General features: G+C 72.0%; 9 protein-coding genes. 4 read left to right on the top strand and 5 right to left on the bottom strand.

The window, feature by feature from the left end; genetic code table 11:
• Positions 1-13: 13 nt before the first annotated feature.
• The 4 genes from ACH34R_RS10690 to ACH34R_RS10675 all read right to left on the bottom strand — a co-directional run bounded on the left by ACH34R_RS10690 (position 14) and on the right by ACH34R_RS10675 (position 7,686).
• A complete protein-coding gene (locus ACH34R_RS10690; protein ID WP_397561187.1) occupies positions 14-823 on the bottom strand; it encodes a class I SAM-dependent methyltransferase in 810 nt (269 codons plus the stop codon).
• Positions 820-1,539 carry a thioesterase II family protein gene (locus ACH34R_RS10685; protein ID WP_397561186.1) on the bottom strand — a complete coding sequence of 240 codons (720 nt, stop codon included), beginning with the start codon at positions 1,537-1,539 and terminating at the stop codon, positions 820-822. The genes ACH34R_RS10690 and ACH34R_RS10685 overlap by 4 nt, the downstream gene beginning before the upstream one ends.
• Entirely contained in the window at positions 1,536-3,272 is a 1,737-nt protein-coding gene (locus ACH34R_RS10680) for a non-ribosomal peptide synthetase (protein WP_397561185.1), read from the bottom strand. The genes ACH34R_RS10685 and ACH34R_RS10680 overlap by 4 nt, the downstream gene beginning before the upstream one ends.
• A gap of 130 nt (positions 3,273-3,402) precedes the next feature.
• Positions 3,403-7,686, bottom strand: a complete 4,284-nt coding sequence (locus tag ACH34R_RS10675; RefSeq protein ID WP_397561184.1) for an amino acid adenylation domain-containing protein — start codon at positions 7,684-7,686, stop codon at positions 3,403-3,405.
• Between the two features lie 242 nt (positions 7,687-7,928).
• On the opposite strand from ACH34R_RS10675, the gene asnB reads away from it, so the two are divergent.
• Genes asnB through ACH34R_RS10655 form a run of 4 tightly spaced genes read left to right on the top strand, consistent with a single transcriptional unit; the run spans position 7,929 to position 14,890 of the window.
• On the top strand, positions 7,929-9,827 hold the full coding sequence (gene asnB / locus ACH34R_RS10670; protein WP_397561183.1) for an asparagine synthase (glutamine-hydrolyzing): 1,899 nt from the start codon (positions 7,929-7,931) through the stop codon (positions 9,825-9,827).
• Between the two features lie 34 nt (positions 9,828-9,861).
• The gene (locus ACH34R_RS10665; protein WP_397561182.1) at positions 9,862-11,709 is read left to right on the top strand and encodes an amino acid adenylation domain-containing protein; all 1,848 of its coding nucleotides are present in this window, start codon (positions 9,862-9,864) and stop codon (positions 11,707-11,709) included.
• On the top strand, positions 11,706-14,180 hold the full coding sequence (locus tag ACH34R_RS10660) for a hypothetical protein (RefSeq protein ID WP_397561181.1): 2,475 nt from the start codon (positions 11,706-11,708) through the stop codon (positions 14,178-14,180). Before ACH34R_RS10665 ends, ACH34R_RS10660 begins: the two co-directional genes overlap by 4 nt.
• Positions 14,177-14,890 (top strand): aspartate/glutamate racemase family protein, encoded by a 714-nt coding sequence (locus tag ACH34R_RS10655; protein ID WP_397561180.1) that lies wholly within the window; start codon positions 14,177-14,179, stop codon positions 14,888-14,890. The genes ACH34R_RS10660 and ACH34R_RS10655 overlap by 4 nt, the downstream gene beginning before the upstream one ends.
• Here the strand turns inward: ACH34R_RS10655 and ACH34R_RS10650 are convergent.
• The gene (locus tag ACH34R_RS10650; protein ID WP_397561179.1) at positions 14,851-15,666 is read right to left on the bottom strand and encodes a BTAD domain-containing putative transcriptional regulator; all 816 of its coding nucleotides are present in this window, start codon (positions 15,664-15,666) and stop codon (positions 14,851-14,853) included. The two genes, ACH34R_RS10655 and ACH34R_RS10650, sit on opposite strands and share 40 nt — an antisense overlap.
• Positions 15,667-15,671: the final 5 nt, after the last annotated feature.

Raw genomic sequence — 15,671 nt, 5'->3', positions numbered from 1 at the left:
CCGTCGTTTCTCGTCATCGGGCGGGTTCGGCGTGCAGCAGGGTGACCGTCTGCTCCAGCCACAGTCCGTCGGTGACGCATGTCCGTTCCGCCTCCTCAAGCAGGCGGGCGTAGAAGCCGGCCTTCCTGTCGTCCGGGACCAGGTCGAAGAATCCCCGGCCGACCTGCGACAACTGCCAGGTCAGCCACTGCCGGGCGCCGCCGAAGTCGTACCTGCGGGTAATCTCCCCGCGCGCCCGCACCCGCCATCCGGCGGCGGCCAGCGTCACCTCGGCGGGCCGCCGCCACAGCGCTTGCAAGGCCGACGCGAACCGGGGTTGCCGCGGGCCGAGGAAGTCCAGCAAGACCTTGTTCATGAAATGCCCGGTGTGGCGGCTTCTGCCCAGCAGCGAAAACGTCAGCCCAGCCCTTTTGTGTCCCGTCCTGCGCAGCTCGGCCAGTACCAGTTCGGGCCGCATGAGGAACTGCCAGGACAGCGCGCAGTAGTAGGAGTCGAAAGAGCCATCGGCGAAGGGCAGCCGGTGCGCGTCGGCCTGGAGCACGAGGACGCCGCCGGGGAGTGACTTCCTGGCACGCGCCAGCATTCCGCCGGACAGGTCGATGCCGAGCAGGCGACCGGCGTGGGACGTCGCGGTCAGGGCGCACAGGCACGCCCCGCCGCCGGTACACAGATCGAGCACCCGCTCTCCCCGGCGCGGCGGGTGCCACGCGACGAGTTCCGCGGCGAGGTCGTGGAAGAGCGGCAGCGCCTGGTCGTAGTGCGGCGCGGCGCGGTCGAAGACCGCCGCGATCTCGGCGCCCAGATCCGCCTGCCCGTCGTTCACGGCCCGTCCGGGCCGGTCAGGGCCTGAGCCAGGGCCTCCGGATTCGTCAAGTAGAAGTATGCCCCTCCGGGCACCTCGTGCAGATCAAACCGGCCTGCGGCGTGCCCGCGCCAGGATTCGAGGTCGTCCCGGGTGGTCTCGGTGTCGCCGTCACCGTGGAAGGCATGGATCGCCACGTCCAGCTGTTCCTCTTCGCGGTACTCATAGGACGCGACCAGCTCGATGTCCTTTCTGATGCGGCGGCGAAGCACCCCGAGCAGTTCCGGCGGCATCCGGTCCCAGTCGTAGTCGGGCGGAAGCGACTCCCGCAGGAACATGTCGAGCATGTCGTCGGACCAGTCGGCGTACGCGCCGAGGCCGCCCGCCAGGTCCGGTGCCGCCCGGCCGCAGACCAGGAACTTGGAGGGCATCGGAAGGCCCCGGCGTCGTTGCTCGCACACCAGCTCGAAGGCGGTGACCGTGCCGATGCAGGCCGAGAACACCGCGTACGGACGACCGGAGATCCGCTCGCGCAGTTCCGGGCACAGCTCGGCGGCCAGTTCGCGGACATCGGTCTGGGCGGCGTGCGTCCGCCTGCCGCGTCCCGGCGTGTCCGGGATCAACAGTTGCAGGTGACCGGCCAGGCACGCACGCAGCCCGGCGAACATACCCGCGCTGCCGCCCGCGCCGGGAAAGGCCACCAGCACCTCAAGGGGCTCGCCGCGTCCCGAGGTCACGTCGGATCGCCGCCCGCCAGTGCGGTCATCTGGGCCAGTGTCGGTATCTCGAAGAACTCGGCCAGCGGGATGTCGGTACCCAGGCGCTCATTGGCGGTCATGATCAACTCGGCCGCCAGCAGCGAGTGCCCGCCCAGCTCGAAGAAGTCGTCGTGCGGGCCGATGGCGTCGATGCCCAGCAGCTCACGCCAGATCGCCAGCAGTTGCCCGGACACGGCGGCGTTCGCCGGCCTGGCCCCTTCGGGCAGCGGGCGGGCGGTGGCGAGAAGGTCCCGCACCGCCCGGCGGTCGATCTTGCCGGTGGGCAGCAGCGGGAACGTGTCACCGGCGTAGAAGCGGTCGGGCACAGCAGCCGCCGGCAGCGTGGCCCGGGCGAGGTCCCGCAGCTCGTCGCGGAACACCGTGGCGCCGGGCTCCGGCACGACGAGGGCGACCAGATGCGGTTCGCCGTCGCCGGTGACCGAGGCCACGGCTTTGGACACACCGGGGTGGGCTTCCAGTGCCAGCTCGATCTCCGCCGGCTCCAGGCGCACCCCGCGCACGTTCAACTGCCAGTCGGCGCGCCCGGCGAACTGGAGCGTCCCACCGCCCAGGTCCCTGACCAGATCGCCGGTGCGGTACATCCGTTCGCCGCCGCCGCGGAACGGATCGGCCACGAACCGCTCGGCGGTCAGCCCCGGCCGGCCGCCGTACGCCGATGCCAGCCCGGCCCCGCCGATGTACAGCTCTCCGGTCTCGCCCTCAGGGACGTGCCGCAGCCGCGCGTCCAGCACATACAGGCTGGTCTGGTCGATGGGACCGCCGATGGGCACCGTCCCCTCACCCGTGGTGCCGTCATAGCGGTGGAACGTGGAGTCCACGCAGGTCTCGGCCGGGCCGTACTGGTTGTACAACGTGGCGTCGCAGACCTTGGCGAACTCGGCGGCCAGCCGCCGAGGCAGCGCCTCACCGCCGCTGAAGACGGTGGTGAGCGAGGCGAGGTCGCGCGGGGCGGCGTGGCGCAGCAGCCCGGCCAGCACCGATGGCACGAAATGCGCCGTCGTGACCTGAAAGTCGCGGATGGCCGAGGCGATCTCACCGAAGTCGGGATAGTTGCGGAAGGACTCCACGACGAGCGTCGCCCCATCGGCCAGAGGTGCCAGGACCTCCCAGATCGAGAAGTCGTAGATGTACCTGGTGTGGTGGAGGACCAGGTCGGCCACGCCCAGTGGGTACGTGCGCCGGCCCCACGTGATCCGGTTGAGGAGCGCCCGGTGCGGGACGATGACGGCCTTCGGCGTGCCGGTCGACCCGGAGGTGTAGACGACCATGGCGGGTGCGCGGGGGTGCGCGGGTGGGGCGGCCGGCGCGTCCGGGCCGACGTCCTCGGCCGCGATGCCGACGACTTTGGCCGCGCTCACCGAGGTTACCGGGGCGGCCGGCGCGTGCAGCACGAACCGGGCCCCTGAATCGTTCACCAGCGTCTCGACCCTGGCCGGGGGCAGGGAGGGGCACAGCCCCAGGAAGGCCGCGCCGGCCCTGAGCACCGCGAGCAGGCCGACGACTCCGTCGGCGGACGGCTGGGCCAGGACGCCGACCGTCTCACCCGGCGCACAGCCGAGGCCGCCCAGCCGGTGTGCCGTCCGGCCGGCTCGCCGCCACAGCTCACCGTACGTCAGCCCGCCGTCCCTGGACAGCACCGCGATCTTCTCAGGGGCCTGGCAGGCCCTCTCACGGACGAGGTCGATGATCACAGGGCCGCTCCATCGTGGCTCTCCGGCCCTGGGCCGAGGACAGGGCGAACGCTCACGGTGCTCCTCTCGAACTCGCCGCGCCGGGTGAACGGCGCGGCGGCACGTATCGTCCGACAATAGGTGGGCGTGGTTAGATGCCGGTTACGCCGAGCCGCGCCGCCAGAATCATCCCGATCCGGGTCACGGGTCCGGACGCCATCATCTCGCCGTGCGCACACGACATCTCGTGTGACTCGATCCGCCCGGCCACATAGGGCCCCCAGTCACCGATGGACGGCGTGCCCGGCGTCTTGTCCAGCGTGGCCCTGAAGAACAGCACGTCACCGTGGAAGACACCGGGGGTGAAGCGGGCCATCAGTTCGGCGGCGCCGGAGAAGACGGCGACCAGTGACGGGACACGCTCCGCCCCGAGCCCGGCCACCGCGCTGTCCGACGCGCGGAGGGCGCAGGCGACATCGTCCGTCCCTAGCGGCCGGCCTGGTGACGCGTCGTGCCTGACCCCGAGCGACTGGAGCAGCGCGGCCGGCGTCTGGTCCCCGGCCGGTTCCGCGCCGGGTGCGCCGGAGTGAGGGCCACCGGGGCCGGGGCGGGCCGGGTAGGAGTCGAGCATCGCGAGCAGGGCGACCCTCTCCCCCTCGGCCTGGAGGCGAACCGCGATCTCGTGGGCCACGACCCCGCCGAAGGACCAGCCGAGGAGGGCGTAGGGGCCGGTGGGCCGTGCGGCGCGGATCTCGGCGACGTACCTGACCGCCAGTTCCTCGACGGTGGCCGGGCCGGGCCCGGTCAGGCCGGGTGACTGGAGCGCGTACACGGGGTGCCCGGCGGGCACGTGCCGCAGCAGGCGCGAGTACACCCAGCCGATGCCCGCCGCCGGGTGTACGCAGAACAGCGGTGTCCTCGGCCCGCCCGCGCGTAGCGGCAGCAGGACGTCCAGGTCGCCGCCGGACCGGGTGGCGCCGAGGCGGCGGGCCAGCGCGGCCGGCGTGGGCGCCTCGAACAGGTCCCTGATCGCCGCTTCCGCCCCCAACACCGTGCGAATCCGGCTCATCAGGCGGGTGGCGAGCAGCGAGTGGCCACCGGCGTCGAAGAAGCTGACCTCGGCGCCGATCCTGGTGCCGCCGAGAACCTCACCGAACACGTCGCAGAGGATGTCCTCGATCGGTGTCCGCGCCGGGCGGCCATCGGCTCCGGTCCCGGAGTCCGGCAGGGCACGTCGATCCAGCTTGCCGTTGGGCGTGAGGGGCAGCTTCGGCACGACGACGAACGCGACGGGGATCATGTGGGCCGGGAGCGTGGCGGCCAGGCGTCCCCGCAGCTCCGCCACGTTCACCTCGCGTTCCTCTGCGGGGACGACGTAGGCGACCAGGCGCGTGCCCGCGGCGCCCTTGTCCGCGACCACCGCGGCCCGGGCGATATCGGGGCTCCGGGTCAGTTCCGCCTCGATCTCGCCGGGCTCGACCCGGAACCCGTGCACCTTGACCTGGTCGTCGGCGCGACCACGGAACTCCACGCTCCCGTCCGTCCGGCGGCGGGCCAGGTCACCGGTCCGGTACATCCGCTCGCCCGGCGGGCCGAAGGGGCAGGCGACGAACCGTTCAGCGGTCAGGCCGGGCCTGCCCAGATAGCCGCGCGCCAGCCCGGCCCCCGCGACGTACAACTCGCCGACCACGCCGGGCGGCACCAGGCGCAGCCCCTCGTCGAGGAGGAAGACCCGATGACCGGCGATCGGCTCACCGATGGGCGGGGGCTCCGGCCAGGCGGTGGCGTCGATGGGCAGCGCGTGACAGGTGACGACGTGTGTCTCGGTCGGCCCGTACTGGTTGTACAGGCGGCGGTCCGGCCGAGCGGCGGCGAAGTCGCGTACCGCCCCGGTGACCACCAGCGCCTCTCCCGACTGGACGATGTGCCTCAGCGCGGGCAGGTCGAGCCCCCGCTCGACCGCCGTCGCGCACACCGCCTCCAGGACGAGGTTGGGCGCGTGCAGCTCTCCCACCCTGTACTCGTCCAGCCAGGCGGTCAGGCGGCCGGCGTCATGGCGGGTCTCCTCCGCGCACTGCGCCAGCGTGCCACCGGACAGCAGCGCGGACAGGATCTCGTGCGCGGACATGTCGAAGCCGAACGGGGCCGACTGCGCGACCACGGTGCTGGGGCCGCCGGGCAGCAGGGCCTTCTCCCAATCGATCAGGTTCGTCAGCGCGCCCGCGCCGAGCACCACGCCCTTCGGCCGGCCGGTCGAGCCGGAGGTGTACATCACGTACGCCGGGTGATCGGGTGAGAGCGGGTGGCCGCGCTCGGCGTCGGTGATGTCGTGGCCGGGCCCGGTTTCGAGCGAACCGGCCGGCCCGGGATCGTCCAGGAAGACGCGCCTGCCGCCCAGGTGTTCGCCGAGCGTGGGGGCCCCGGTCGCGGTGAGCAGCAGAGAGGGGGCTGCGTCCTCGATCATGAACTCCAGGCGCGCCGGCGGCAGGGTGATGTCCAGTGGCAGATAGGCCGCGCCCGCCTTCAGCGTCGCGACGACGGCCACGATCATGCCGATGGAGCGAGGCAGTGCCACGGCGACGACTTGCTCCGGTCCCACTCCGCGGGAGATGAGATATCGAGCCAGGCGGTTGGCCCGCACGTTCAGCTCGTAATACGTGAGCGTGCCGTCTGCACAGATGAGCGCCGTCGCCGATGAGGTGCGGGCGACCTGCCGCTCGAACCTGTCCGGCAGGGAGGGCCAGGGCGTGCGGGCGGCGAGGGGAGGTGTGCCGGCGAGCAGGAGGGCGCGCTCTTCCGCCCCGAGGAGGCCGTGTTCGCCGATCGGGTGGCCGGGGTGCGCGCAGACGGCGTCAAGCAGCCGGACGTAGCGGTCGGCCAGCCCCTGCGCGGTCTCCGCGTCGAACAGCTCGCTGGAGTACTCAAGGCAGACCTCGATGCCGGCGGGCGAACCCCGCTCGTCCCACAGTGCCGCGCAGGAGAAGGTCAGGTCGAACTTGGCCAGCCCGGTGCCCAGCAGCTCGACCGTCGTCTCCAGCCCGGCCAGTTCCAGGGCCGGAGATTCGTCCTGAAAGACGAGCATCGTTTGGAACAACGGGTTCCTCGACGGGTTACGCGCGGGGTTGAGCGCCTGCACCAGGCGCTCGAACGGCAGGCCCTGGTTGGCGAACGCGGCCAGATCGTGCGTGCGGACCCGATCGAGCAGGTCCTCGAACGAGGGATCGCCCGAGGTGTCGGTACGCAGGACCAGCGTGTTGAGGAAGAAGCCGATGAGGTCGTCCAGCGCCGGATCGAGACGGCCGGAGATCGGCGCGCCGATCGGGATGTCGGTGCCCGCGCCGTGCCGGGTCAGCAGGGCCGCCAGCCCGGCCTGGAGGATCATGAACTGGCTGCACCGGTGCGCGCCCCCGAGCGCGAGCAATCGCCGGTGGGATTCGGCGCCCAGCCGGGCCCGCACGGTGGCGCCCCGATGACTCAGCCGGGCCGGGGGCGGCCGGTCGGCCGGCAGCTCCAGCCGTTCCGGCAGGCCCTCCAGGGCCTTGATCCAGAAGGCGAGCAGGCCGGCGGCCGGTCCGTCCTCCTGTTCCTCGTCAAGGCACTCCTGCTGCCACCGCACGTAGTCGGCGTACTGGGCCGGCAACGGCGGCAGGTCGGGCGGGCCACCGGCCAGGCGGGCCGCGTACGCTCGCGCCAGGTCCCGCTGGAGCGGTGCCAGCGACCACTCGTCCACCGCCACGTGATGCACGACCAGCAGCAGCACATGCGCGTCGGGCGCGACAGAGAACAACCACGTCCGCACTGGCAGTTCGCCCGACAGGTCGAATTCGTGCCGGGCGGCGGCTTCCAGCGCGCCGGGCAGTCCGGCCTCGCCGACCTCCTCCACCCGAGGGGCGGGAACCTCCGCCATCGGCACGACGCGCTGGCGGGGCACCCCGCCGACGTCCTCGAACACCGTCCGCAGAATCTCGTGCCGCGCCACGACATCGCCGACGGCCGCGAGCATCGCCGCACGGTCGAGCGGGCCGCGCATCCTCAGCGCTATCGGGACGTTGTAGACGGCGTTCGGTCCTTCGTACTGGTTGAGGAACCACATCCGCGACTGCGCGAAGGACAGCGGCGCGGGGGACGTCCCGCCGCGCCGACGCAACGGGGGCAGCACCCGGTGCGCCGCCTTCCATGATCCCTCGGCGTCCGGCCCGAGCAGCCCGAGCAGGCCGAGCAGGCCGTTGATCGTCGTCACCTCGAACAGATCGGCCAGGGAGACCGGCAGCCCCAACTCGCTCTGCATCCTGCGGACGACCCGCACGCCCATGAGGGAGGTGCCGCCCAGCTCGAAGAAGTCGTCGTCGCCCCCGATGGACGCCTGCCCCAGTTCCTGAGCCATGATGCGCGCCACGCCGACGCCCACGTCCCACCCTGGTCCGGCCTGGTCCATCTCGATGCTCCTCACTCTGACCCGCGCCTGCCGCCAGGACACTGGACCGAGTATCGAATCGCCTGGTTCGGGGCCGGTTACGTGCCGATGGTCCGGGCATCCCGCTGCCGCGACCCCGCTGAGGGGGCGCTGAGCAGCCGCTGAGGCATCGCCCCCGTCCGGCCGCCGCAGGCCGGGGAAGAGCGCCGGTCCCGACCTAGGATGAGCCGACCGAGGACAGATCCCTGAGGGGGCGCCGAACGGTGTGTGGTCTCGCCGGGTTCGTGGACATGCGCGAAGGGCCCGAGGCCGGCGGGCCCGCGGCAGGGCATCCGGCCGACGAGGCGATCCTCGACGCGATGGCGGCCACGCTGGCCCATCGTGGGCCGGACGCCGCCGGCCGTTTCCTGGCCGCAGGAATCGGGCTGGGGTTTCGGCGGCTGAGCATCGTCGACCTGACGGGCGGCATGCAGCCGCTCCGCAACGAGGACGGTTCCGTCGTGCTGGTCTGCAACGGCGAAATCTTCAACTACCGGGAGCTGCGCTCGGCACTGCGAAGCCGCGGTCATGTGTTCACCACCGACGGCGACGTCGAGGTCATCGTCCACCTGTACGAGGAGAAGGGCCCCGGCCTGCTCCATGACCTGCGCGGGCAGTTCGCCTTTGCCCTCTACGACCGCACGCGGCGCCGGCTGCTCCTGGCCAGGGACCACCTTGGCGTGCTGCCGCTGTTCTACACCCGCACGCCGGACCAGCTCGTCTTCGGCTCGGAGATCAAGGCGGTCCTCGCGCATCGAGGCGTACCCCGCGCAGTGGACCTCACCGGACTCGACCAGATCCTCACCTTCCCTGGCCTGGCCGGTCCCCGGACGATGTTCGCGGGCGTACGCAGCCTGGAGGCCGGGCACTACCTGCTGGTCGAGGACGGTCAGACACGCGACGCCCGCTACTGGGACCTCGACTACCCGTTGCTGGGGCAGCAGTCGCCGGACGAGGACGTCGAGCGCCGCACCGAGGAGTTGCGCGAGCTGCTGACCACGTCCGTCGTCCGGCGGCTGCGCGCCGACGTACCGGTCGGCCTCTACCTGAGCGGCGGGCTGGACTCCTCGCTGATCGCCGCGCTGGCCGCGCAGGCGGAGCCCGGCACCGGGCGGCACTCGTTCTCCATCGCCTTTCCCGAGCGGCATCTGGACGAGTCGCGCTACCAGCGACTCGTCGCGGAGAAGATCGCCACCGACCACCACGAGATCATCACCGGCCCCGCCGACCTGTCCGCCCGGTTCACCCGGATGGTCTGGCACGCCGAGGCCCCGGTGAAGGAGACCTACAACACCTGCTCACTGGCCCTCTCGGAGGCGGCACGGGCGGCGGGTGTGAAGGTCGTGCTGGCGGGCGAGGGCGCCGACGAGCTGTTCGGCGGCTACCCCGGCTACCGGTTCGACCAGGCGGGGCTGGCCGGGGCGGGTCGTGAGCACGGCCCGGACGCCGTACTGGAGCGACAGGCGCGGCAGCGGCTGTGGGGAGATCCGCACCTCTACTACGAACGCGACTACCACCAGTGGAGCCGGACCAGACGAGAGCTGTACGCGCCTGGCGTGGCCGAGACCTTCCCCGACTTCGACTGCACCGGATTCCCGCCCGTCGATCCGGACATGCTGCGCGGCCGGCATCCCCTGCACCAGCGCTCCTATCTCGATGTCAAGCTCCGGCTGACCGATCATCTGCTGGGCGACCACGGCGACCGCATGGGGATGGCCAACGGTGTCGAGGTGCGATACCCGTTCCTCGATCTGGACGTCGTCGAGTTCGCCACCAGTGTCCCGCAGCACCTGGCCGCGCCGGGGCTGACCGAGAAGTACCTGCTCAAGCGGGTGGCCGACGGGCTCGTCCCGGCAGATATCAGTCAACGGCAGAAGTTCGGATTCCGCGCTCCCGCAAGCCCCACCCTGCTCAGGGAGGGCGCCGAATGGGTGAACGACATGCTGTCGCCCGCTCGCGTCCGCCGCCAGGGCTACTTCGCGCCCGAGGTCATCGAGCACCTGCGCGCCCGGAGCCTGCGGCGCGAACACGACCTCCACCCCCACCTGGAGGACGACGTGCTGTTGGTGGCGCTCAGCTTCGGGGTGCTGCTGGACACGTTCGGCCTGCCCAACCACACATGAACCGACACACCACTTGTCCAGGGAGATACGCAGGATGGCATTCGAAGCAGTGGACACGCTCGTCCGCCGCGCGGCCGGCCGGTTCCCACGGCGGATCGCGGTGGAAGGCCCGCGAACGACACTGACCTACGCCGGGCTGGCGGCGCTGTCCGACCGCGTCGCAGCCGACCTGACCGAGGCCGGTGCCCGCGCCGGCGACTTCGTCCCGATCCTGGCCGAGGACCGCGCGGAAGTGATCGCCGGCGTCCTCGGCGTGCTGAGGATCGGCGGTGTGTTCGTCCCCATCGACCCCGGAACACCGCAGCGGCAGATCAGCGGCATCCTGGACGACGTGAACGCCCGGCACACCGTCGTCGGGTCCGGCGTTCCGGCCCGGCTCACCGGACTGACCGGCGGCGTCGTGACCGTGGACGCGGCCGAACCGGCGCACGCCCCGCCGCTCCCCGAGCGCCGGGCCTCGCCCGACGACCCCTGCTACGTGTTCTACACCTCCGGCTCCACCGGCCGCCCCAAGGGCGTGCTCGGCAGGCTGTGCGCCATCGGCCACTACGTCGGGTGGGAGATCGACACGTTCGGCGTCACCGGGGAATGGCGGGTCAGCCAGCTCACCTCTCCCGCGTTCGACGCGATGTTGCGAGACTTCTTCGTCCCGCTGACCGTGGGCGGCACCGTTTGCGTGCCCCCCGCTGGAGCCGTCACGAACCCGGGGCTGCTGCTCGACTGGCTCGATGGGCGGCAGGTGAACCTGCTGCACTGCATCCCCTCGGTGTTCCGCGGCCTCACCGAGGCGGCCTGCCGGGCCGACGCCGGACTCGCCGCGCTGCGGGTCGTGGCCTGCGCCGGCGAGGTGCTGCCACCGGCCGACGCCGCACGCTGGTTCGGCCGGTACGGCGAGCGGATCGGCCTGGTCAACCTCTACGGCCCGTCGGAGACCACGATGACCAAGCTCTACCACATGGTCTCCCCGGACGACACGGAGCGGCCCTCGATCCCCGTGGGCCGGCCCATGCCGGGGGCCGAGGTGCTCATCCTCGATGATCGAGGGCGGTCCTGCCCGCCCGGGACCGTCGGGGAGATCCACCTGCGCACGCCGTACCGGTCGCTCGGCTACCATGACCGCCCGGAGGAGACGCGTGCGGCGTTCGTCCCCAATCCGCTGGGCTCCGATCCCGCCGACATCGTCTACAAAACCGGTGATCTCGGCAGAATGCTGCCGGACGGGGAGCTTGAGTACATCGGCCGCCTCGACCACCAGGTGAAGATAGCCGGGGTGCGGGTGGAGCCGACCGGGGTCGAGAGCGTGCTGCGCATGCATCCCTCGGTCCGCGAGGCCGCCGTGGCGCTCTTCGACGGCCCGGACGGCCTGCCCTACTTGAGCGCCTTCATCGAGACCTCCGACGCCCTGGACGAGCGGGAACTACGCGACCACGTGCACGCGCACCTGCCGGAGGCCCTGGTCCCGGCCGTGTTCGTCCCGGTGGCCGAACTGCCCCGCACGATCAGCGGCAAGATCGACCGTCGTCGGCTGCCCGATCCCGCCCCCACGACCGCGCCGGGCGGAACGCCGCCACGCACCCCGACCGAGCAGGCCCTGGCCCGGCTGTGGGCGGGGATGCTGCCGCCGCAGGAGATCGACGTGCGGCGGCGGTTCTTCCACTCCGGCGGTCACTCCCTTCAGGTGATGAGGATGCTCGAACGGGTGCGGGAGGACTTCGGCGTGGAGGTGCCGCTGCGGGACTTCCTGGCCGCGCCGACGATCGAATCGCTGGCCGTCATGCTGGAAGACGCGCTCGCGGGCGGTGCGGCACCACTGGACGACGCGCTGGAAAGCCTCGGCATCACACGGGCGGACGGCGTCGCGGCGGATCGGGGGCCGGCGTGACAGCGCCGGTCGAGCAGGGCGGCGTACGGGGCATCGAGCGGGCGGTGGAGGCCGCGGTCCTGGCGCACAAGTCGGTCGTGGACTGCACCGTCGTGTGTCAGGGCGCCACCGGGGCCGGCGAGGACCCCGACGCGTGCCTGGCCTGCGGCATGGCGGCGACATATCCGGGCACGGCCCTCGACGCCTCCGGCGTATGCGCGTACTGCCGCTTCTACCAGCGGCGTAAGGACGACGTGCTCGCCTACTTCGGGGACATCGGCGGGTTCGTGGACCTGGTGCGGCAGCGCTCGGCCGGAGCGCGCGCCGACCACGACTGCCTCCTGCTCTTCAGCGGGGGCAAGGACAGCACTTATGTCCTGCACCGGCTCGTCGATCTCGGTCTGCGGGTGATGACCTTCACCTTCGACAACGGCTTCATCTCCAAGACCGCGATGCGCAACGTCGAGGCCGTCACCGGCGCGCTGGGCATCGAGCACGTGACGGCGGGCCGTGCGGGACAGAACCAGATCTTCCTCCAGAGCCTGCGCGAGCACCAGAGCGTGTGCAACGGCTGCTTCCGCTCGCTGCTCGAATCGAGCACCCGGCTGGCCTGGGAACGCGGCATCCCCACCATCGTCACGGGCCTGTCCCGGGGCCAGATCATCGACGAGCGGCTGGCCTGGTTCCACCGCAACGGCATCTTCGACCCGGAGGAGATCGACCGCCGGCTCACCATGGGGCGCCGGATCTACCACCAGCGCGGTGACGACCTGGACACAGAGGCGCTGCGAACGGTCGAGGTGGTGGACTTCTACCGATACTCCGACGTCACCAAGAAGGAGATCGAGGAGTTCCTGCAGCGGCGGGCCACGTCGTGGTCCCGGCCGTCGGACACCGGGTTCTGCAGCACGAACTGCATGATCAACGACGTCGGGGTCTATGTCCACACCTTGGAACGCGGTTACCACAACTACGAGTCCCCGACACGCTGGGAGGTCCGGCTGGGCCACCTCGATGTGACGGCGGCCGACCGGGAGCTGCGCGCCCCCGTCGATGTCGCGCGGGTGCGGCGCATGCTGGCCAGGCTCGGCTATTCCGACCCCGCCGAGGTCCGCGGCCTGGGGCGGCGGTTGATCGTGTACTACGTGCCGCGTGGGGCGCCCCGGCACGGCGACCTGCGGGAGTTCGCGGCCCGCGGCCTGCCGGACGACATGCTGCCGGACACTTGGGTGCCGCTGGACCGGATTCCCCGCCGGGCGGGTGTCGTCCAGCGCGACCTGCTCCCTCACCCGGCGAGCGGGCGGTTCGCCCTGGTACCCGAGCCCGGCCCGGGCATGGAGGAGCCGCCCCCGGGGCCCGGTGCCCCGGCCCCCCTGACCGCCGCGCAACGGACACTGCTCGGCGGCGGGGCCCCGGCACGCGGTGCCGGGAGCGCCGTCCTCGTCCCGCTGCCCGGGGGGGCCGACGTCGGCCTGGCCAAGAAGGCGGTTCTGCGGCTGGTGTTGCGCCACGACGCGCTGCGGCTGCGGCTGGACCGGGACGCCGCCGGGCACCCGCGGCTGCGCGACGGAGGAGTCCAGGCCGGGGTACCCGTACTCCGGCTGGACCTGTCGGGGCACAGAGCCGCGACAGGGGAGCCGTTGCTCCGCTCGGCGACGGCCCGGTTGCTCGCGAGCCTTGATCCGGGTGAGAACGTCGCACGGTTCGTCCTCGTCGAGCACGGCGGCGGCACGGCGGAGCTGCTGATCGCCGTACACGAGATGGCCGCCGACGCCGACAGCCTGCGGACGCTGATCCAGGAAGTGCCCGCCCTGGCCGACGGCGAGCAGGGTCCGCTCCCACCCGCTCCCTCATTCCTCGCCCAGGCCCGGGCCCTGGCCGGGATGGACGATCCGGAATCCGTCGTACCGCCCGGCGAAGGCGAGGCGGTGGTCACCGGTGCGGCCCTGCTGTCCGGCGACGACACCGCCACGCTCATGACCGCGCTCGCCATGTACGACCTGCCCGCCGTGACCCCGATCGTCGCCGCCGCGGGCGCGGCCCTCGCCGGACGCGCGGGCGGGCCGGTGGTGTCCATCGACGTCGTGGACCACACGCGGCGGGAGGCATCGTGGGAGCCGGGTACCGTGGGCCAGCTCGCCGCGTCGAGCACGGTGACCCTCGGCGCAGCGGACACCCCGGCCCGCGCCGGCACGCTGGAACCGGTCGGCAGACGGATGCGGGAGGCCCACCCGGCTTCCGGCCGCGCGGCGATCCTGCTGCGCCACTTCGGTGATCAGGACGGGCTCACCGGCCTAGGCATGGCCGCACCTTCGAAGCCGCGTCCCGGCCGGGTCGAGATCGGCGCGGCCGTACGCGGCGGACGGCTGCGGCTGGAGGTCCACCACACGCCGGCACGCGGCGACCAGGTGAACCTCCACGATGTTCCGGAACGCATGACGGCGTGGCTGACCCGGCTCGCCGGAGAGCTCGGCGGGGGGCCCGGCCGGTGAGGACGCTGGGAGTGCTCGGCGGGATGGGGCCCGCCGCCGCGGCGGAGTTTCTCCGGCTGGTGGCGGAACTGGCACCGGCCGCGACCGACCAGCAGCACCCGCGCGTCGTGATGCTCTCCGAACCGCGTGTCCCGGACCGCGGCGCCGCCTTGCTCGGCCGCGGCGAAAGCCCGCTACCGGCCCTGAGGAAGTGCATAGACGAGCTGGTCAACTGGGGCGCGGACCTGCTGGCGATCCCATGCGGCACCGCACACGTCTTCGTCGACCGGTTCCGCGACGAACTCCCGGTGCCGCTCGTCCATATCGTGCAGGCGACCCTGTGCGAGGCCGCCCGGACGAGCCCTCGCGGAGCCTGGCTCGTCGGCACGACCGGAATGATCGCCGACGGCATCTACCAGCGGTGTGCGGAGCGGGCGGGTTACCGCCTCCTGATTCCCGGCGCCGAAGTACAGAGCCGCGTTCAAGAGTGCATCGGCCTGGTCAAGGCCGGCCGGGCAGGAGAGTGCCGGCCGCTCCTGCGGGAGGCGGTCGCCGCGCTGTGGCGGCGGGAGCGCCTGCCCGTGCTGGTGGCCTGCACGGACCTGCCGATGGCCCTGCGAGATGCCGGCTGCCCGGAAGGGCTCGTCGTGTCGAGTCTGCACGCGCTCGCCGCGGCCTGCGTGAACGAGCTTTATGACACCTTGGAGCGGCCCGTCAAGGCGGGCGAATGACCGGACGGCGCGGAACGTACCCGCGGCCCCCGCGTGAGCACGATCCGCTGGATGCGGCGCAGGCCCGGCCCCGGCTCCAGCCCGAGCTGGGTCTGCAACGCCAGCCGAATCCTGCTGTAGACCTGCAACGCCTCTGCGGGTCTGCCCTGGTCGTGCAGGGCGATCATCAGGGACTCGTGTACCCGTTCGCGCAGTGGATGCTCGGCCGCCAGGGCGTACAGCTCGCCGATGAGGTGAGCGGACCGGCCCCGCCGCAGTTCGACGGCGAAGCGGAGCTCCTGCGCGGCCGTCCGCAGCTCATTCAGCCGGCACGCCTCGGCCGCCAGCATCGGGCCCCCGCGAACGTCCGCCAGCGCAGGCCCGCGCCAGAGGGACAGCGCCCGCGCGACCAAGCCGGCCGCCTCGTCCAGTTCGCCACGCTCCCCCGCGGTCCGGGCGCACACCAGGTCCGTCTCGAACCGCGGCAGATCGAACTCGCGCGAGTCGATCTCCATCAGGTAGCCCGAGGGGTGGGTCACGATGGCCGCGACCGCCGGTGCCAGGCCGTTGTCCCGCAGACGTCTACGCAGCTCGGAGATGGCGACCTGGAGGGCGTTCCGCGCGGTGTGCCGTGGCCTGCCGCCCCAGTGCTCCCGGAGCAGGCGATCCGTCAGCACAACCCGGCCGTGCTCGGTGAGCAGGGTCGCGAGCAGCGTCCGGAGCTTGGGCCCCTGTGGGCCGCACGGCCGCCCCATGGCGTCGCTGACGACCAACGGACCGAGGATTCTCAGCCTCATCAGGT

Origin of the sequence: Spongiactinospora sp. 9N601, from assembly GCF_044326295.1 — a bacterium.
Lineage (GTDB): Bacteria > Actinomycetota > Actinomycetes > Streptosporangiales > Streptosporangiaceae > Spongiactinospora > Spongiactinospora gelatinilytica.
This window is presented reverse-complemented; position numbering and strand designations above follow the sequence as displayed.